The organism is Polaribacter irgensii 23-P, from assembly GCF_000153225.1.
GTDB classification, from domain to species: domain Bacteria; phylum Bacteroidota; class Bacteroidia; order Flavobacteriales; family Flavobacteriaceae; genus Polaribacter; species Polaribacter irgensii.
This window is the reverse complement of the sequence record NZ_CH724148.1, coordinates 2,725,924-2,745,610: the sequence shown is the minus strand read 5'-3', so window position 1 is coordinate 2,745,610 and position 19,687 is coordinate 2,725,924. Positions and strand designations below refer to the sequence as shown.

Sequence of the window (19,687 nt, the reverse complement as noted above, 5' to 3'; positions counted from 1 at the left end):
ACATCGCACCAATGGCATCCCACGTCACATCCACCAACTCTTATAAAATAGGCGGCAGTTCCCGTATGACACCCTTCTCCTTGTATGGTATAGAATTCTTCCATTAACGGAAGCATTATTCCTTTGTTGACTAAATCTTGTGTTTTTGTATCCATCTTCACTAAATCATCCAATTGGTATTAAAAAATGCAAAGGTAGTTTTTTGTCTCTCAAGAAGAAAAGGAAAGTCGATTTAAAAAAGTAGTGTAGTTCTCTTTTCTTATAAGATTTAAATCATATTTTTCTGTTATGAGTGCTAATAAAAAACAAGCTATTTTCTATGTTATATGAGGAGATGTCCTTTTATTTTGAAGTAATTGCTATGAACTACTTTAAATATCTTTTAATTTATTAAATAATGTAATCTAATACCTTAACAATCAAGTATTTTTTGTAAATTTGCATTCCTTTTTACAAGAACAGATTCGAGGAAAGGAAAGTAAAAAAAAATCATAAAAACATCTCTTATTGTTTTAATTGTTAAGAATCTGCAGGACAATAGGATACAAAAATTATTTTCAGAAATGTCTGAAGAAACAAAAAACACGGAAGAGCAAGTAGTTGCTACTGAAGTACAAGAAACAGCAATTCCAGCTGTAGATCCAAAACAATTTTTAGCTGATTTTAACTGGCACAAATACGAACAAGGTATTGAAGCAGTTGATGAAGAGAAATTGCAGCACTTTGAAAAGGCATTAGAGGGAACTGTAGGGTTCGTAAATGAACGTGATGTAATCGAAGGAACTGTAATTAGAATTACGGATAGAGATGCAATCATCGATATCAATTCTAAATCTGAAGGTGTTATTTCTCTAAACGAATTTCGTTACAACCAAGGCTTAAAAGAAGGAGATACGGTTGAAGTATTAGTTGACAAAAGGGAAGATTCTTCTGGTCAGTTAGTATTATCGCATAAAAAAGCAAGAGTAATCAAAGCATGGGAACGTGTTAATAATGCTCACGAAACTGGTGAAGTAGTTAACGGTTTTGTTAAATGTAGAACCAGAGGTGGTATGATTGTAGATGTTTTCGGAATCGAAGCATTTTTACCAGGATCTCAAATTGATGTGAAGCCAATTAGAGATTACGATCAGTATGTAGAGAAAACAATGGAATTCAAAGTTGTGAAAATCAACCACGAATTTAAAAACGTTGTTGTCTCTCACAAAGCATTGATCGAAGCAGATATTGAATTACAGAAAAAAGAAATCATCGGTCAATTAGAAAAAGGACAAGTCTTAGAAGGTATTGTTAAAAATATTACTTCTTATGGTGTGTTTGTAGATTTAGGTGGTGTAGATGGTTTAGTGCACATTACAGATTTATCTTGGTCTCGAATCAATCATCCAAATGAGGTGGTAGAATTAGATCAAAAATTAAACGTTGTAATTTTAGACTTTGACGACAATAAGTCTAGAATTCAATTAGGTTTAAAACAATTATCTGCGCATCCTTGGGAAGCTTTAAACGACACTTTAAAAGTGGGAGATAAAGTAACTGGAGAAGTAGTAGTAATTGCAGATTATGGCGCATTCGTAGAAGTGGAGCAAGGAGTAGAAGGGTTAATTCACGTTTCTGAAATGTCTTGGTCTACACACTTACGTTCAGCACAAGATTTCGTAAAAGTTGGTGACAAAGTAGAAGCGCAAGTTTTAACTTTAGATAGAGACGATCGTAAGATGTCTTTAGGTATCAAACAATTACACCCAGATCCTTGGACAGATATTACAACTAAATATCCTGTAGGTTCTACGCATACTGGTACCGTGAGAAATTACACAAACTTTGGTGTATTTGTAGAATTAGAAGAAGGTATTGACGGTTTGGTATATATTTCCGATTTGTCTTGGACTAAGAAAATCAAGCATCCATCAGATTTTGTAACTGTTGGAGACAAGCTAGAAGTACAAGTATTGGAACTAGATGTAGAGAATAGAAAGTTAAACTTAGGACACAAGCAAACACAAGATAACCCTTGGGATGCTCATGAAGCTACGTATGCGATCGGTTCTACACATGAAGGTACAATCAAAGAAAAGAATGATAAAGGAGCAGTTGTCTCTTTCGCTGATGGTGTTGAAGGTTTTGCACCGACAAGATTCTTAGAAAAAGAAGATGGTTCTAAATTAGAAAAAGGAAACACAATAGCATTTATTGTCTTAGAATTTTCTAAAGAATACAGAAGAGTTGTTGTTTCTCATACCTCTATTTTTAGAGAGGAAGAAAAGAGAAATATAAAGACAGCGGTTAAGAAATCTGTAGATGCAGAAAAAACTACACTTGGAGACATCGGTGGTTTAGCAGCACTTAAAGAGAAAATGGAAGCTGGAACTAAAAAGAAAAAATAATTTCTTTGAAGTAAAAGTAGCTATTTATAATATCTAAAAGCCGATGCAATTTGCATCGGCTTTTTGTTGTTTTAAACAAATATAATAGAGTCCACGTGGGTATTCTTGTGGAAACGGTAAAATTTATTAATCGCTGTGAAATAAAAGTATTGCTTACAATTACGGTGAGCGTTCCATAGTTAAGGATGTTTTTTTCACAGTATCTTTTAAAGTTTGTTTTTTGCATATTTTTAATATGAACGCAAGTTCTTAAACTGACAATTAAAAAGAATTCAGTTTCAATTTCTAACGAAGTTATTGTTGTGAATATATTTTAATCTTAAAATGCAACAGAGTGTTTAATTGATTTTTTTTCAGACTTAAAACCCATTTTTTTTCTATGTATTTAAAGGCAGTATTATCTTCTAAGGGCTTTTTTTGCTCTTTTAGTTTAGCACCCAATTAGAATAATTTATATTTGCCAAGTGAATAAAAAAAGAGAATAAAGAAGATGACATTAATAAAATCAATATCTGGAATACGAGGAACTATCGGAGGTAAAACTGCAGATAATTTAACACCAATAGACGCTGTAAAATTTGCTGCTGCTTACGGTGCATTTATCATTACAAGAAATTCTGACAAGAAAAAAATAAAAGTAATAATTGGCAGAGATGCCCGTATTTCTGGTAAAATGATTTCTAGTTTAGTTGCAAATACCTTGGTAGGTTTGGGAATAGATGTGGTAGATTTAGGTCTGTCTACAACACCAACCGTAGAAGTTGCTGTGCCCTTAGAAAACGCAGATGGAGGGATTATTTTAACCGCTTCTCATAATCCAAAACAGTGGAATGCGTTAAAATTATTAAACGAGAAAGGCGAATTCTTAAATGAAGGCGAAGGGGAACAAATTCTGAAATTGGCAGAAGATGAAGCGTTTGAATTTGCAGATGTAGACGATTTAGGTTCCTACACAAAGGACAACTCTTATTTAGCAAAACATATTCAGGCAGTTTTAAATTTAGAATTAGTAGATGTAGCAGCTATTAAACAGGCGAACTTTAAAGTGGTGGTAGATGGTGTTAATTCTACTGGGGGAATTTTTATTCCCGCTTTGCTAAAAGAATTGAATGTAGATTGTGTTGAATTGTACTGCACTCCAAACGGACAATTTCCCCACAATCCAGAGCCTTTAAAAGAACACTTAACGGATATTTCTAATTTAGTGGTAAAAGAAAAAGCAGACTTTGGAATTGTTGTAGATCCCGACGTAGATCGATTGGCATTGATTTCCGAAGACGGTTCTATGTTTGGTGAAGAGTATACCTTAGTTGCTTGCGCAGATTACGTTTTGGGAAAATTAGGTGGCGGAAACACTGTTTCTAATTTATCTTCTTCAAGGGCTTTGAGAGATGTAACAGAGCAATATGGTGGATCTTATACAGCTAGTGCCGTTGGTGAAGTAAATGTGGTGCTTAAAATGAAAGAGACGAATACCGTTATTGGTGGTGAAGGAAACGGAGGAATTATTTATCCTGCTTCTCATTATGGACGTGACTCGTTGGTTGGGGTTGCTTTATTTTTATCGCATTTAGCAAATAAAAAGATATCTTGTAAAACACTAAGAGATTCGTATCCCAGTTATTTTATGAGTAAAAATAAAATTCAATTAACCCCAGCAATAGAGGTTGACAAGATTTTAGACATGATGGCCTCTAAATATGCGAATGAGAACGTCAGTATTATTGATGGTGTAAAAATCGATTTTGTAGATGAGTGGATTCATTTACGAAAATCGAATACAGAGCCAATTATTAGAATTTATACAGAAGCAAAATCACAACAAGGGGCAGATGATTTAGCGGTGCGCTTTATCAATGAAATTAAAGCAATCATTTAAAAATTAAAAGTATTTTGAAAATAAATAGTATCATTTTAATAGCATTTTTTTTCAGTTTTACTTGTTCAGTGGGACAAGTAAATATTCCTAATTCTAAAAAGAATAAAGTTACAAATAAAGGAAAGTTTTTCGCTTATTGGGGATGGAATTGGGCCAGTTATTCCGATTCAGATATCCGTTTTAAAGGAGAGGATTACGATTTTACTTTGTCTAATGTAAGAGCTCAAGATCGACAGACAAAGTTTTCTTTTCGTAATTATTTTAAACCCTCTAATATTTCAATTCCTCAAACTAATTATAGAATTGGCTATTTTTTTAAAGAAAATTATACGGTTTCTATCGGTGTAGACCACATGAAGTACGTAATGATTGCAGATCAAAACGTAACAATTGATGGTACGATTAATATTGGTAATATTAAATATGACGGCACTTATACGCGTAAAGAAGTAAAATTAGCAGCAGACTTTCTGAGGTTTGAACACACAGACGGTTTAAACTATTTAAATGTAGAAGTGAAACGCTTTGATAATATTGACCATTGGTTTGGTTTAGATTTAGAAAATTTACAAATAAATTTGACGGAAGGTCTTGGAACAGGCGTTTTGTATCCAAGAACGGATACTTCACTATTGGGTAAAGAGAGACATGATAATTATCATCTTTCGGGTTTTGGGCTTTCAGCAGGTATTGGGTTAAATGTCGCTTTTTTTAAACATTTTTTTATACAAGCTGATTTAAAAGGGGGATATATTAACATGCCATCTATTAAGACCTCTTTAAGTGTGCTGGATTCAGCGTCTCAAAGTTTTTACTTTTTCCAAAATAATATTTTGATAGGAGGAAAATTTAGGCTGTTTTAGTGCTTTTAATTTAAAAATAGCTGTTTAAATAAATTCAGCGGGCACTTTATCCTTGTGTTTGAAACGCTTGTGTGACCACAAATAAAATTCAGGTTGTTTTAGAATATTCTTTTCTGTAAGCTCTGTATAGATATCTGTAATTTGGTAGTCTTTAAAATCTTTTGGAGCATCTGTAATTATTTGAAATTCGGTTTCATAATAGCCTCTTTTCACTTTTCTAGTCACATAATTAATTACAACTAAATCGAATTTTTTTGAGAGCATTTCTGCACCTGTATGAATGGGGACTTTGATATCGAAAAAGGTGCGCCAGTAATAGGTTTTGTGAAGTTGTGGAGATTGATCACTTAACAAAATATATGCACCTTGCTCTTTGTTTGAAAAGCGTTTTTGCATTTCTCGGACCATATTTGAGGTTTTATAACCGCGAACTCCAAATTTCTCTCTAGATTCCCGAACCACTTTATCGTAAAATTTGTTGCTTAATTTGGTATAGGCTCCGTAGATGTCAATATCTAAAACTTTAGGTAAGCTTGCAGACCATTCCCAATTCGCTTGATGTGCACCAACCAAAGCAATACTTTTGCCTTCTTTCGCATACTTATTTACAACTTCAGGATTTACATACGTATATCTTTTTAAAATTTCTTTTTCAGAAATAGTAAAGGATTTTACACTTTCTACCATCAAATCCATCAGGTGTTTGAAAAATTTTTCCCTAATTTCTAAAAGTTCTTTTTCTTTTTTATTTGGAAAGACTAACATCAGGTTGTCGAGAACTACTTGTTTTCGATATTTGAAAACGCTGTAAATTAAAAAGTAAAAAAAATTAGAGATCGCATATAAGATACGCATAGGAAGTCTAGACAGTATCCAAATAATAGGGTAGGTAATTGCAAAGATAATAAACTGCATACATGTATTTTGGTTTTGCAAAGATCGCACATAAATTTAAAACGAAAAGAGATTTTAGTAATCCCTTTTTATTATTTTTGTTGAATGGGAGAAAATATAAATCAAGCAGTGTTATTAATTATTATAGCCAATGTATTGGTCTCGATGAAAGGTTTAAAGGATTCAGCTTTCTTAGAAAAGTATAAATTTCAAATAGGACGCATTATATCGGGGGAAAAGATCAGATTACTAACCTCAGGTTTTCTACATGTAGATTATATGCATTTGGGTTTTAACATGTATGCTTTGTATTTGTTTGGAGATATTGTATCTGGAATGATGGGAATTTTTAATTTTTTGATTATTTATTTTATTAGCTTGTTGGCAGGCAATTTGTATACTCTAAAATATCACAGAGATGAGCCTTATTATAGTGCTGTAGGTGCATCTGGGGCTGTTTCTGGCATCGTATATGCGGCGATATTGTTGTATCCTGGCATGAGTCTTTACTTATTTTTTATTCCAATACCAATCCCAGGATATGTTTTTGGATTAGGGTATTTATTGTATTCAATTTATGGTATGAAAAAGCAAATAGGAAACATTGGTCATTCTGCTCATTTAGGGGGAGCTATTGGGGGTTTTGCGTTTACATTATTACTGAACCCTCCTTTGTTTGCTTTAAATAAAATGATGGTTATTTTATTATCAATTCCGATTATACTTTTATTAATCTTTGGAGATAAGTTAAAGTCGCTCTAAAAGACCAATTGTTTAAATTTAAAAGTATCGAGAAGTAAATATTGGCTATTCATGAGCTATTGTTCAACACGTAAAGAGCAAAAAAAAGACTTCATATCAAATATGAAGTCTTTTGAGCGAAAGACCAGGTTCGAACTGGCGACATTCAGCTTGGAAGGCTGACGCTCTACCAACTGAGCTACTTTCGCGTGGTAAATCGATTGCAAATATAAAATGTTTTTTAGCATCTACAAGGCTTTGCCTCATAAAAATAAATATTTTTCACAATAGCATTTATAATGAAATAGTTAACAGGTCTAAAATGGCTTTTCATATTCAATTTTATAAATATTTATATGTTTTGTGGTTACTATCTCCTAAAAAATGTTGCTTTTGTAGAAGTTTTAACAATTGTTAAAAAAACTAAATACCCCTAAAGTTTTGACAAATTTCTCATTATTACAAAATCAGCTTATAATAAAGATTGAGAATGCTGGAGGATTCAAAAAATTTGTTCGCGAGTTAAACAATTATATGCACGGTTTGCCTCTTCGAGAGAAGTTCGTTCTCATTACAATTATACATTATTATTAACTTATTCTTTGTTCTGAAATGTCGATAGAAAGTGTGATATAAATTAAGACGACTATAGAGTATTATCTTAGTCTTTTAAAGCGTTTAAACGCTAATAAGTTTAGTGGATCTATTATGCTTGTAATTGAATTAACAACTATCTTTTTAATGGCAGCAGTAAGGGAAGGGCATTAAATTGATCCTTTAGAGTTCTTTGATTGGTTGTCTACTTTATGAAGAAATTTATGTAAACATGAACTATAGGCGAGTAAACTTTTGCTAGTTTCATTTATCGTTTTTTCATTGCGCTCTATTTTATTTACAGAATTTTCTAACATCTGGTAAAGAGTGTTAAGTTTGTCATCTATCTTTAAATTCTCAAACCTTCCGTTATGTAAAGATTAAGTTTCTGTTTTATTAGGTTAAGGCCGTTTTAATCGTAACGTTTCAGGTTTTAAAAATCTTCTGTTTTATAAGAATGCAGGTGTTATGATCTTTTAAGAGATTGTTTTTTGTACTGTATTCGCTTTGGTAATAAAGGATGTATTTGGCTAGTATTTTCAAGTTTAATTTCATCAATTTTAATTTTTATTTTATCTAATTTTTTAGCCAAATTAACAGTTATCTAATTTGCGTAATTTATTTCATCTTTTGGAGTAAATTACACAATTTTCAATATTCTAAGAGAACTAAAAGCATTTTTGCTTTTTGAATAAAGAGAGGTGATTTTTGCCTTTATTGTTATCGGACAGGTTTTTGATTTTTTTTACTTTCTGTGTTTTTTTCTGTTCTTTTTTTTTAATTTATTTCGTAATCTGCACCCAAAAAACGCATAATTTATAAAGACGCTTTGGGCATAATTCTTGATTTAGCAAAATACTTTGTTTCTCTTTTATTGCTATGCCTGCTTGACTTCTTTTTGATTCTTGTGCTCTATTGCAAGTTTTTCTTTATATTAAGAGACCTTTTAGAACATCAATTCTGAGAACATCAGTAGTTTTGTTGTTTCAATTAAAGTATTTCGTTTTAATGACAATTTTCTTAGAGGAAAAAAGAATTGTTTAAATAGCTGCCGGATATTTTAGGATTGTGCAAATTTGCGCAGGATTTTATTATACTAAGAAAATAAAACACAAAAAAACGAACTGTGATACACAATTCGTTGATTTAACTATTTTAGTTTATGTAGCGAGAACGGGATTTGAACCCGTGACCTCAGGGTTATGAATCCTGCGCTCTAACCAACTGAGCTACCTCGCCATTGGTTTTCGGGTGCAAATATAACCACTTTTTATAGATTACCAACCAGGGTTTATAATTTTTTTTACATTGATTTATTACCTATATTGCCCGAATAACTAAAAAAATTAAATGGAAAAAGTAAAATTTGAATTGGAAGTTCCTATTCACGCATCCCCAAATATGCTGTACCAATATATTTCTACACCTTCAAACTTACAGGAATGGTTCGCAGATAAAGTAAATTCTAGAGGTAAAATATATAGTTTTGTTTGGGAAGGAGAAGAGGAGTTAGCAGAATTAATTACAAAAAAGGCAGGAGAAAGAATTCGTTGGAAATGGTTAGAGAGTGAAGATGATGAGAGTTATTTCGAGATTAGAATCGATTTAGATGCACTCACAAAGGATGTTACATTGGTTGTTACAGATTATGCCGAGGACGCTGACGAAGTAGAGGAATCAAAACAACTTTGGGAAAATCAAATAGAGGAATTAAGGCACACTATTGGCGCCTAAACATATGATTTGTAGTAAAAAAAACCAGCATAATTGCTGGTTTTTTTTGCTACAAATCTAAGGAAATACCCTAATTTTGCACTTCTTAAAAAAGAAAGCAATGATTAACTTTAATAGCAAATTATTACAAAAAGAACAGGTTCAATTAACTTCGGAAAACAGAGGGTTTAAATATGGAGATGGGATTTTTGAAACAATTAAAGTAGTACATAATAAAGTTATTTTCTGGGAGGACCATTATTTTAGATTAATGGCTTCCATGAGGATGTTGCGCATGGAAATTCCGATGGAATTTACATTGGAGTTTTTAGAGCAGGAAATCATGAAAACAGTTCGTAGTTTAGAGCTGACTGGCATGTTTAGAGTCCGTTTAAATGTTTTCCGTAAGGACGGAGGTTTGTATACGCCAGAAACAAACGGAATTGATTATTTAATTGAAGCTACAGGCTACCAATATGAGACAAAAGAAAGTTACGAAATAGATGTATTCAAGGATTTTTATAATTATTCAGGTTTACTTTCTACAATTAAAACCAACAATAGAATGTTAAATACATTAGCAAGTATTTACGCCGATGAAAATGATTTGGATAATTGTGTTTTAGTAAATGAGCGCAAAGGGGTTGTGGAAGTTGCAAATGGTAATATTTTTATTGTAAAAAACGGGGTTGTTAAAACTCCAGCTTTAACTGAAGGCTGTATTAAAGGGATCGTTAGGGGCAAGGTTATAGAGATCTTGACAAAAAATAAGGATTTTACCGTTGAAGAGACTGCTATTTCGCCTTTCGAAATCCAAAAGGCCGATGAAGTTTTTATAACTAATGCAATCATGGGGATACAAGTAGTAACGAAATATAAAAAAAAGTCTTTTGATACGCAAATAGGAAGCAAATTGCTGGCAAACTTAAGGGTTTTACAGATCGCAGGAATTTAATTTAAATTAAAATCGTCTGGTGCATTTGCCCAAATTTTGTAGGCTCCACCTTTTTGCAGTAGTTTTTCTTTCCAAAGATTTTTTTCGTCGTTTGAAAGTATATTTTCAAAATCATTCTCAGTTACAAACCAAGATTTTTCCTTCAGCTCAGCCCCAAGTTGCTCTTTGTCCCAACCGGAATAGCCTAAGAAAAATCGGATTTCAGAGGTGTCTAAGACACTGTTGTTCAAAAGTTCTGTAAGTTGGTTGAAATCGCCTCCCCAGTAAACACCATTTGAAACCGCAATGCTTTTACTTAACAATTGAGGAACGCGGTGAAGGAAGTATAAATTATCCTGTTCTACAGGTCCTCCTTGATAGATTTTAAAAGAACACTTAATATTGGGTAACAAGTCATTTAAATTATACGCTAAAGGTTTGTTCAAAATAAACCCAACAGAATTGTTTGCGGTATGCTCTGTCAATAATACAATGGCTTTATTAAAGGAGGTGTCGTTTAAAATAGATGGTTCGGCAACTAATAATCTTCCTTTTTTAGGAGGTATTTTGAGCATTGGTTTTTTTTGAAGATAAGAAAAATTTCATATAAAAAAAAACTCTCTTTAAAGAGAGCTTTTATTATACTTGAAACAGAAAATATTAGTTGACAGCGTCACTTAATCCAGCTCCAGCTTTAAATTTTGCTACATTTTTAGCAGAAATTTGAATTGTAGCTCCTGTTTGAGGATTTCTACCACTTCTTGCAGCTCTTTCAGAAACAGAAAAAGTTCCAAAACCAACTAATGCTACTTTTTCCTTTTTCTGTAAAGAAGAAGTTATGTGGGTTGTAAAAGACTCGAGAGCTGCTTTCGCTGCTACTTTTGAAATTCCTGCATCTGCAGCCATTGCATCGATTAAATCTGATTTGTTCATAGTAAACTAGTTTTAAAAATTAATTAAATATTATATTATTCGCTTAATAGCTTAACAAATATAGCAGGATTGTACTGCCACGCAAGTAAGGGTGTTAAAAAAGGCCTCTTTTGTTAATAAAAGTATGTCAATTGTTAATAAGCTAAGTACGTAAAAGTAAAAAACCTTAAAAACCCCATGAATAGCGGGTTTAGGACATCTTTGCCTCGGATGAAAAAGTATAACCATTTAAAAGACTTTTAGCATCCATTTTTTTCTTTCCAGAAAGTTTTATTTCTTCAATAATTATGAATCCTTCAGGAACGGCTATTTTTAATTCTTTTTTAGTCGCAAGTATTTTGCCATTCGCAAAGTTATGGTACTCCTCTTCTTTTTTGACCTCATAAATTTTAACTAAAATGCGCTCTTCATTATTTATGAGCGTGCACCAGGCTGCTGGAAACGGATTCAGTCCACGAATCTTATTATAAATGGCATCCAAAGAGTCATTCCAATTGATGTTTGTGTTTTCAGAATTTAACTTAGGAGCAGACTTTTCTTCTAAATCTGGTTGTTTGATTGTTTTTAAGTTCCCTGTGCCAATAAGATCTATGGTGTTAGAGACCAAAGTAGCTCCTATCTGCATTAGTTTATCATGGAGCGTTCCTACCGTTTCCGTCTTTAAAATTCCCATCTCTTCTTGTAGAATTATTTCTCCAGTATCAATTTTATCGTCAATAAAGAATGTGGTAACGCCTGTTTTCGTTTCTCCATTAATTATGGACCAATGTATGGGAGCTGCTCCTCTATACGCTGGTAACAGAGAAGCGTGTAAGTTAAAGGTTCCAAGTGCTGGCATTTTCCAAACAACCTCAGGAAGCATTCTAAAGGCAACTACTATTTGTAGGTTTGCATTTAATATTTTTAGTTCTTTTAAGAAATCTTCATTTTTTAAGTTTTGAGGTTGCAGTATGGGAAGGTTTTGAGAAACCGCATATTTTTTTACGGCAGATTCATTGAGTTTTCTTCCCCTTCCAGCAGCTTTGTCTGGAGCTGTAATGACACCAACGATTTTATAATTATTTGTAATTAGATGTTTTAAAATGGCCACAGCAAAATCAGGGGTGCCCATGAAAATAATACGCAAATTTCTCATAGTTATTCTTTAATTTGGAATTTATTTTGATTGTTGATGATAATTTGATCTGTTGCTAACAATCCCTGTAAATGTATTAAGATAACTTTTTCAAAAATATTTAGAAGGCTACTTATTTCTAGGGATGATAATGGCTGATTCTTTTTTAAAAGTGCCTGTATTTGTGCTGTAATATTTTCTTTTGTCTTATTTTTCTGGGATATACAAACATCACAAATTCCGCATTTTTTTGTCGTTTTCTCATCGAAATATGAAAGCAATTGTTCACTTCTGCAGCGGGTGTTGTTGGTTAAGAAGTTTATAAACTTTGTCGTTTTTTCTTTTTTTAAAAATAAGAACTGTTTTATTTCTTTAGAGAATCGGTTAATCGTTTTGTCATCTTCTCTGGGAACTAAAAAACGCAAAGAAAGATCGCTGGTCACTTGGGTGTACGCTACGAGGTTTTGTTTTTCTAATATTTTTAAATTTGTCACAACTTGAGAAGAAGTGATGCCTGCTTTTTTTGCAATTAAAAATTCATCTATCTTTATTTCATTTTCAAAGAGTCCTCCATAGGTTCTTAAAAGTATATTTACAAAGTATTTTAGGGAGCTATTGCTTTTTGAAAAGTGTAAGATGGCGAAGTGACTTCCGGTAACCATTAAAGTGGCTTTTTTATGAAAGCTATTTTCTAACACTACAACACCATAATTAGCTAATAATTTAAGGATAACGTCCGTTTTTAATTGCTGAAAATTATATTTTTCGCAAAACTCAGAAAAATTAAAAAAGAACATCTCTTCTAAAAGCTCGCCATTTGCAATTCGAAAGTATTGATATAGTTTCCTGTGTACCTCTTTAATTTCGGAAATTGTTGGAATAGAATTTTCTGCTTGTTTTTTTTGTAGAAATAGGTCATTTTCATTAAAAAACAAAACACCAAAAGATTTTTTTTCATTTCTACCAGCTCTGCCGGTTTCTTGAACGTAGTTTTCGATACTTGCGGGGAGATTATAATGAATAACCAAACCGACATTTGGTTTGTCAATTCCCATTCCAAAAGCATTGGTAGCTACAATAATTGGTTTTTTTTCGGACATCCAATCCTCAAAAGCTATTTGTTTTTCAGAAGGAGATAACCCTGCGTGGTAGCATGTGCTTTTGAACTTATTTGCTTGCAAAAAATTAGAAATCTCCACAGTCTTCTTTCTTGAATTCACATAAATTATTGCAGGGACTTTTGTTTTGTTGAAAATTTGAATTAAGCGCGAAAGTTTATCTTCAATTTTGAAAATTTGATAGGCTAAATTCTCTTTAAAAAAAGATTTTTGAAAGAGTGCATGGTTTGAGAGTGCTAGATTCGTAGAAATATCTTCGAGCACTCTTTTGTTTGCTGTGGCTGTTAGAGCAATAAAGTTCACCGTTGGTAGTAGCTCTTTTAAAATTTTAATTGAGCGGTAGGAAGGTCTAAAATCGTGTCCCCATTCAGAGATGCAATGTGCCTCGTCAATCGCAACGAGGTTTACTTGTAGTTCTTTTATTTTTTGCTGAATTAAAGGAGTTTGCAAGCGTTCTGGAGAAATATATAAGAATTTAACTTTTCCAAATTTAATGTTGTCAAATAAGGTTATAATTTCATTTTGGTTACTTCCAGAAGGAATTGTAAGCGCTTTTATATTTCTTTTTTTTAAATTTTTTACTTGGTCTTGCATTAAGGCGATCAAAGGAGAGATTACGATACAGACGCCATCTTTTAGTAACGCAGGAACCTGAAAGCAGATTGATTTTCCTCCTCCTGTAGGTAATAAGGCAATGGTATCTGTGTTTTCTAAGACACTTGTAATAATTTCTTTTTGTGGGTTTCTAAACGCATTGAATCCCCAGTATTCCTTTAATATTTTCTCAGGAGAATTTATCATTCTTGAGAAATCGCATTAAGAATAAAGGCTGTGCGTTCCATTACCGACCCAAAAGGAACTTGAATTAAGGTATACCCGAGTTCTAAGTATGCTTTTGTTAAATAAGTATCAATTACTTCAGATTCTTCAAAAGATTCATAGCGTTCGCTATCGGTTGTATAAATTTCTTTCCATGGAGGAAAATGAAAAATTTTAGTATATTTATAGGCCTTGCTTTTATCAATAAAGTAAGACGGGTATTCGGTTTTCACGAAGTTTAAGTAGGCATGTATGTCTGGAATACCCCGATCAAAGAAAATAATTTTATTTTCTAGCGCTTCGGCCTCCTGATATTGCTTTTCTCTGCCTTCTAAAAGCAGGTTGCTAAATAATAACGGATCTGTTAAAAAGAGTTGCGTGATTCCTTCTTCCTTTGCTTTTACAATAACGGCGCGCGAAACTTCTGTCATACAACCATAGCCCTTTTTTAAAAGTGCATTTATAATTGTTGTTTTTCCAGAGCTAGGTCCGCCAATAAGCACAATTTTTTGTTGCATGCTACAAAAATAATTGATTCTCTCTATAAAACTAATTTTTAATGTAGTTTTGTCTCTTAATTTACAGATTTAGTTTAGAAAAATTTTAATATTTATTATGAGTGATAAAGCCGATTTTTACGATAAGCTAGAGATCCAGTTAGAAGACACCACAGATTTTCCTGCAGACTATCTGTATAAATTTATTGTACCAACAACTGAAAATCAAGTACTAGAAGTAGAACGTATTTTTAATAATTTGGGTGCTGTAATTACCACCAAAAAGTCAAAAACAGGTAAATACGTAAGCGTGTCAATACTAGTAAATTTAAAAAGCGCAAGTGAAGTAATTGTTTATTACAAGAAAGCAGCCTTTATAAAAGGAATTATATCACTATAATACAGACCCTATGAAGAAAATAGTTTTATCAATTTGCTTCTTAATATTTGTTTTGAATCTTTCTTCGCAAAACAAAAAAACTTTAGTTACTATTAATAACGAAATAACAACAGTTGAAGATTTTAAGCGTATTTATGAAAAAAATTTAGATGCAATTGATAGTAAAGAGGCAAAAAGTGTAAAAAAGAACTTGACGCTTTACATCGATTATAGATTAAAAGTAGCAGAGGCGTATCACCTAAAACTTGATACTTTACGCTCTTATCAGAAGGAAATAAAGATGTATCGAGAGCAATTAATGGCGCCCTATTTGCAGGATACCACTTTCATTTCAGATTTGGTAAAAGAAATTTATTTTAGAACAACAAATGAGGTCAAAGCAAAACATATATTGGTGCGAACTTCGGAAGATGCAGTTCCTAGAGATACGCTAATTGCCTACAATAAGATTACGGCAATTCGCAATCGAATTATAAATGGAGAGGACTTTGAAGCGGTTGCAGTTGCAGTATCAGAAGATGTATCAGCGCAAGATGATCCGCGATCTGGAAGAAAAGGAAATAAAGGTGATCTAGGTTATTTTGATGCATTTAAAATGGTTTCTTCATTTGAAGACGTAGCGTATACAACAAAAATTGGTGCTGTGTCGCATCCGTTTAAAACTCAATTTGGATTTCATATTTTAAAAGTAGATGATTTCAGAACTTCCAAGGGAGCTCTTGAAGTTGCACATATTTTAATTACGGATACCACTGCTGTTGGAAAATCGAAGATCGCGGAGGTATATGCCAAAATTCAAGAAAATGAAACTTTTGAAAAATTGGCAGCTCAATTTTCTATGGATACTTCTTCTAAGAGAAATGGAGGTAAATTAAATAAATTTGGGATTGGGAAAATGGTAAAGCCTTTTGAAGATGCTGCTTTTTCTTTGCAAAAGGAAGGGGATGTTTCAAAACCTTTTAGAACTCGTTTTGGATGGCATATTGTAAAGCTTTTAGCAAAATATCCCGTAAAATCGTTTCTTGAGCTGCGTGCGGAACTTACGGATAAAGTAAAAAGAAGCTCTAGAATGCAAATGTCGGAAACAGCGGTCATAAATAAATTAAAAGCCAGTTATTCAATTATAGAGAATGAAATAGCTAAGGATATTTTAAAGAACTCCAATTTTAGAACGTTATCAAAGGATTCTTTGCAAAATGTTATCTTTACTATTGATGGCACTAATACTAGGCAAGAAGCATTTGTTACCTATGCACGAAATAAAAAAAATAAACCTGTGTATTTGTTGTTTGATAATTTTAAAAACGAACAAATCCTTGGATATTATAAGGACAACTTGGTATTTACAGAACCTACATATGCAAACATTCTAAAGGAGTATGAGGATGGTTTGTTGTTATTTGAATTGATGCAACAGAAGATATGGACGGCATCGTCTAAAGATACTTTGGCATTGCAAACTTATTTTATAGAGCATCAAGAGGATTACAAAGCCTTAGAATTAGAAGACATAAAAGGGGAAGTAATTAATGATTATCAAATATTTTTAGATAAAAATTGGATTTCTGAACTAAGAGGAAAAAGTCAAATTAAGATTCGAAAAAGGCAATTAAAAAAATTAATCAAGTTTTACGCAACTAAATAATGAGAAAGCTATTTTTCTATTTTCTATTTTCTTTTTTTATTTCTTGTGATTATTTTAAAGTGCAAGAAAAAGAAGACCACGCTTCAAATATTATTGCAATTGTAAATACAGACAAGCTGTTTAAAAAAGATTTAAAGGATGTTTTGCCTAAAAATATCTCCGCAAAGGATAGTTTAACTCTAATGAAGAGCTTGGTTCAAGACTGGGCGATAAAGAAGCTTTTACTCAGTGCTGCATTAAATAATAACACTTCAGAATCTTTAGAAAATATTGATAAACTTGTCCAAGATTACAAAGAAAGCCTGCTGATAAATAATTATAAAGAAGAGTTGATTAAGCAGCAGCTTGACACGGTGGTTTCTGAGGAAGAGGTCGAGGCATTTTATCTTGAAAACAACGCTAATTTTAGATTGAATGAGGTTTTAGTGAAATCTAAATATGTGTATTTTAACCAAGCAAAAAGTGTGGAAAAGGAGATTATTTCTTTGTTCAAGTCGGATAAAATAGAGGCTGCAGAGGCCTTAGAAAGACAGCAATTAAGTTTTAAGATGTTTCAATTGAATGATTCTGTTTGGTTAGAACTAGATCAAATTTTATTAAAATTGCCTTTTTCTAAAGAAAATCTGTTAAAAAAATCTAAATTCATTCAAAAACAAGATTCATTAGGTCTATATTTGGTGGCTATAAAAGACATTTTAAATAGAAATGACATTGCTCCATTGAGCTATGTTATGCCTACAATTAAAGAAATGATTTTGCACAAGCGCAAAATCGAATTAATAAGAGAGATTGAAAAAATAATAGTAAAAGATGCCACAAAAAAAAACAACTTCAAAGTATACTAAAGTCCTTCTAACTGCTGTTCTATTCTCAGTGAGTATTTTTCAGGTACATGCTCAAAAAATTAAAATTGATGGTGTGGCTGTTGTCATAGGTAAAAACATTGTTTTAGATTCAGATATTGCAAAGTTTAAGCAAGAGATCGAGTTGAGGAGTGAGGGTAAAATTACCATTACAGATTGTGAAATGTTAGAGGAGTTAATGCAACAAAAGCTTCTTTCGCATCACGCGGTGATTGATAGTGTTACAGTCTCAGATGCAGAGGTTAGTAATAAAGTTGAAAGAAGTATACAATTTTTTACACAAGAATATGGTTCTTTAGAAAAAGTTGTTTCTGCCTATGGGTTCAACGATTTAGAAGATTTAAAAGGAGAATTGTATAACGTTCAAAAAGACAATATCTTAGTTGAAAAAGAGCAGCTTAAAATTACTGAGAAAGTAGATGTTACTCCAGAAGAAGTGCGCTTGTATTTTAATGGTTTAAAGGAGAACGGTGAGCTTCCAGAGTTTACTGCCGAGATAGAATTGGCTCAAATCGTCTTAAACTCTGTACCTACAGATGCAGAAGAGCTGAGAGTTCTGGAACAATTGACACAAATTAGAAAAGAAGTCTTAGAAGGTGCAAGTTTTAGAATGAAGGCAATTATTAATTCTAAAGATCCTGGAGTTACTAGGGACAACGGCTTAATGGAAGTTACTAAAGAATCTAACTTTATAAAAGAGTTCAAAGAAGTTTCTTTCTCTTTGGAGCAGGATGAAATATCGAAGCCTTTTAAAACACTTTTTGGATATCATATTATTAAGTTGCATACCATTAAAGGAAATACAAGGACGGTTTCTCACATTCTATTGCAGCCCGAGATTCCAGAGTCTAGGTTAAGAGAAACAAGGTTAAAAGTAGAGGAGATAAAAAGAGATATACAAGAGGGAAAGCTCACTTTTGAAGAGGCTGTTAAAAAGTTTTCAGACGATAAAGATTCTAAGAATAACGGAGGGGTCATCCTTAACGAATATACAGGAGATACAAAATTTGATTTGACAAGAATGGATCCTGCCATGTATGCTAGGGTAAATGATTTAGATCAAGGAGGTTATACAGACGTTTTTTATGATGAGGCTAGAGGAGGAGAAAAAATGTATAAATTCATTTTAATGAGAGCGCGCACGGATACACACATAGCAGATTTGATAGAAGATTATGTAAAGGTGCAGTCGCTGGCTTTAAAAAAGAAGAAAGAAGAGACTATTGAGAAGTGGAGCAGAGATAAGATTAAAGACACGTATATCAAGTTAGGTGAGGACTATAAAACGTGTTCTTTTGATAAAAATTGGAAAAAGATAACAAGCAAGTAATGTCAGACACCAAGGCCGTTCAAGACCTAGTACGTAAATACGAAACTTTAAAAACAGAAATAGGAAAGGTCATTATAGGACAGAAAGAGGCCGTCAAATTTACGCTGTTGTCTGTTTTTTGTGGAGGGCATTCGCTATTAATTGGAGTTCCAGGTTTGGCAAAAACGTTGCTAGTAAATACCGTTTCAGAGGCCTTAGGTTTGGATTTTAAAAGAATTCAATTCACACCAGATTTAATGCCTTCAGACATTTTAGGAAGTGAGATTCTAGACGAGAATAGACAGTTTAAATTTATTAAAGGCCCTTTATTTTCCAATATCATTTTAGCAGATGAAATAAACAGAACACCTCCAAAAACGCAGGCCGCTTTGTTAGAGGCGATGCAGGAGCGTTCTGTCACCGTAGCTGGAAATCAGTATAAATTAGATTTACCTTTTTTCGTTTTAGCAACTCAAAATCCAATAGAGCAAGAAGGTACATATCCTTTGCCAGAGGCACAGTTAGATCGTTTTATGTTTTCTATTAATTTAGAGTATCCAACTTTTGAAGAAGAGGTACAAGTGGTAAAAACCACGACTTCTGTTATAAGTCAGCAGGTAAATGCTGTTTTTTCAGGTCAAGACATTATTGAAATTCAGCAATTGATAAGAAAAATCCCCATTGCAGACAATGTTATTGAATATGCTGTTCGGTTGGTTGGTAAAACAAGACCAAAGTCTGAAGCGGCTCCGGAGATTGTGAAAAAATATTTAGATTGGGGTGCAGGGCCAAGAGCCTCTCAAAGCTTAATTTTAGGAGCAAAGGCACATGCGGCTATACATGGCAAATACTCGCCAGACATTGAAGATGTAAAGGCGGTAGCGCTTCCCATTTTGGGACATAGAATTGTTAAGAATTATAAAGCTGAGGCAGAGGAGATCTCTATTTTAGATATCGTAAATTCTTTGTTATAAATGAAATTTT

The 19,687-nt window shown here is 32.8% G+C and carries 18 protein-coding genes and 2 tRNA genes (1 of these 20 cut by a window edge); 11 read left to right on the top strand and 9 right to left on the bottom strand.

From position 1 onward, the window contains the following. A protein-coding gene (locus PI23P_RS12205; protein WP_004571189.1) for a 7-carboxy-7-deazaguanine synthase QueE crosses the window boundary here: on the bottom strand, window positions 1-155 show its beginning. The gene continues 475 nt to the left of window position 1, outside the view; 155 of the gene's 630 nt are visible here — the first part of the coding sequence; the start codon lies at window positions 153-155; its stop codon lies beyond the left edge, outside the window. A gap of 408 nt (window positions 156-563) precedes the next feature. Between PI23P_RS12205 and rpsA the strand changes: the two genes are divergently transcribed. The 3 genes from rpsA (at window position 564) to PI23P_RS12185 (ending at window position 5,129) form a co-directional block, all read left to right on the top strand. Beyond that, a complete protein-coding gene (gene rpsA / locus PI23P_RS12200) occupies window positions 564-2,387 on the top strand; it encodes a 30S ribosomal protein S1 (protein WP_004571188.1) in 1,824 nt (607 codons plus the stop codon). Window positions 2,388-2,877: 490 nt separating this feature from the next. Further along, window positions 2,878-4,266 carry a phosphoglucosamine mutase gene (gene glmM / locus PI23P_RS12190; RefSeq protein WP_004571185.1) on the top strand — a complete coding sequence of 463 codons (1,389 nt, stop codon included), beginning with the start codon at window positions 2,878-2,880 and terminating at the stop codon, window positions 4,264-4,266. A 20-nt stretch (window positions 4,267-4,286) separates the two neighbouring features. Further along, complete coding sequence (locus PI23P_RS12185; protein WP_437438062.1) at window positions 4,287-5,129, top strand: hypothetical protein; 843 nt, start codon at window positions 4,287-4,289, stop codon at window positions 5,127-5,129. A gap of 24 nt (window positions 5,130-5,153) precedes the next feature. Here the strand turns inward: PI23P_RS12185 and PI23P_RS12180 are convergent, their stop codons facing one another. Then, window positions 5,154-6,044: a lysophospholipid acyltransferase family protein gene (locus tag PI23P_RS12180; RefSeq protein ID WP_004571183.1), complete on the bottom strand. Its 891-nt coding sequence runs from the start codon at window positions 6,042-6,044 to the stop codon at window positions 5,154-5,156. Between the two features lie 84 nt (window positions 6,045-6,128). Here PI23P_RS12180 and PI23P_RS12175 point away from each other — a divergent pair, with 84 nt between their 5' ends. Further along, window positions 6,129-6,785, top strand: coding sequence for a rhomboid family intramembrane serine protease (locus tag PI23P_RS12175; protein WP_004571182.1), 657 nt, complete (start codon window positions 6,129-6,131; stop codon window positions 6,783-6,785). 115 nt (window positions 6,786-6,900) lie between these two features. On the opposite strand, the gene PI23P_RS12170 is transcribed toward PI23P_RS12175, so the two are convergent. Together PI23P_RS12170 and PI23P_RS12165 are read right to left on the bottom strand one after the other, a co-directional pair. Then, a tRNA-Gly gene (locus PI23P_RS12170) sits at window positions 6,901-6,973 on the bottom strand. A 1,550-nt stretch (window positions 6,974-8,523) separates the two neighbouring features. After that, a tRNA-Met gene (locus PI23P_RS12165) sits at window positions 8,524-8,597 on the bottom strand. A 111-nt stretch (window positions 8,598-8,708) separates the two neighbouring features. Between PI23P_RS12165 and PI23P_RS12160 the strand changes: the two genes are divergently transcribed. Then, window positions 8,709-9,092: an START-like domain-containing protein gene (locus tag PI23P_RS12160; protein ID WP_004571181.1), complete on the top strand. Its 384-nt coding sequence runs from the start codon at window positions 8,709-8,711 to the stop codon at window positions 9,090-9,092. A gap of 100 nt (window positions 9,093-9,192) precedes the next feature. Then, the gene (locus tag PI23P_RS12155; RefSeq protein ID WP_004571179.1) at window positions 9,193-10,026 is read left to right on the top strand and encodes an aminotransferase class IV; all 834 of its coding nucleotides are present in this window, start codon (window positions 9,193-9,195) and stop codon (window positions 10,024-10,026) included. On the opposite strand, the gene PI23P_RS12150 is transcribed toward PI23P_RS12155, so the two are convergent. The 5 genes from PI23P_RS12150 to PI23P_RS12130 form a co-directional block, all read right to left on the bottom strand. Beyond that, entirely contained in the window at window positions 10,023-10,580 is a 558-nt protein-coding gene (locus tag PI23P_RS12150; RefSeq protein ID WP_004571178.1) for a YqgE/AlgH family protein, read from the bottom strand. The two genes, PI23P_RS12155 and PI23P_RS12150, sit on opposite strands and share 4 nt — an antisense overlap. Before the next feature lie 85 nt (window positions 10,581-10,665). Beyond that, complete coding sequence (locus PI23P_RS12145; RefSeq protein WP_004571177.1) at window positions 10,666-10,938, bottom strand: HU family DNA-binding protein; 273 nt, start codon at window positions 10,936-10,938, stop codon at window positions 10,666-10,668. Between the two features lie 190 nt (window positions 10,939-11,128). Then, a complete protein-coding gene (gene fmt / locus PI23P_RS12140; RefSeq protein ID WP_202899947.1) occupies window positions 11,129-12,073 on the bottom strand; it encodes a methionyl-tRNA formyltransferase in 945 nt (314 codons plus the stop codon). 2 nt (window positions 12,074-12,075) lie between these two features. Continuing rightward, window positions 12,076-13,971 carry a RecQ family ATP-dependent DNA helicase gene (locus PI23P_RS12135; RefSeq protein WP_004571175.1) on the bottom strand — a complete coding sequence of 632 codons (1,896 nt, stop codon included), beginning with the start codon at window positions 13,969-13,971 and terminating at the stop codon, window positions 12,076-12,078. After that, on the bottom strand, window positions 13,968-14,507 hold the full coding sequence (locus PI23P_RS12130; RefSeq protein ID WP_004571174.1) for an AAA family ATPase: 540 nt from the start codon (window positions 14,505-14,507) through the stop codon (window positions 13,968-13,970). Before PI23P_RS12130 ends, PI23P_RS12135 begins: the two co-directional genes overlap by 4 nt. A 97-nt stretch (window positions 14,508-14,604) precedes the next feature. Here PI23P_RS12130 and PI23P_RS12125 point away from each other — a divergent pair, with 97 nt between their 5' ends. Genes PI23P_RS12125 through PI23P_RS12105 form a run of 5 tightly spaced genes read left to right on the top strand, consistent with a single transcriptional unit; the run spans window position 14,605 to window position 19,677 of the window. Next, window positions 14,605-14,886, top strand: coding sequence for a DUF493 family protein (locus PI23P_RS12125; RefSeq protein ID WP_004571173.1), 282 nt, complete (start codon window positions 14,605-14,607; stop codon window positions 14,884-14,886). Window positions 14,887-14,896: 10 nt separating this feature from the next. Next, complete coding sequence (locus tag PI23P_RS12120; RefSeq protein WP_004571172.1) at window positions 14,897-16,531, top strand: peptidylprolyl isomerase; 1,635 nt, start codon at window positions 14,897-14,899, stop codon at window positions 16,529-16,531. Continuing rightward, the gene (locus PI23P_RS12115; protein WP_004571171.1) at window positions 16,531-17,376 is read left to right on the top strand and encodes a hypothetical protein; all 846 of its coding nucleotides are present in this window, start codon (window positions 16,531-16,533) and stop codon (window positions 17,374-17,376) included. Before PI23P_RS12120 ends, PI23P_RS12115 begins: the two co-directional genes overlap by 1 nt. After that, window positions 17,342-18,724 (top strand): peptidylprolyl isomerase, encoded by a 1,383-nt coding sequence (locus PI23P_RS12110; protein ID WP_004571170.1) that lies wholly within the window; start codon window positions 17,342-17,344, stop codon window positions 18,722-18,724. Before PI23P_RS12115 ends, PI23P_RS12110 begins: the two co-directional genes overlap by 35 nt. Further along, window positions 18,724-19,677 carry an AAA family ATPase gene (locus PI23P_RS12105; protein WP_026288481.1) on the top strand — a complete coding sequence of 318 codons (954 nt, stop codon included), beginning with the start codon at window positions 18,724-18,726 and terminating at the stop codon, window positions 19,675-19,677. Before PI23P_RS12110 ends, PI23P_RS12105 begins: the two co-directional genes overlap by 1 nt. The last annotated feature ends 10 nt before the right edge of the window (window positions 19,678-19,687 follow it).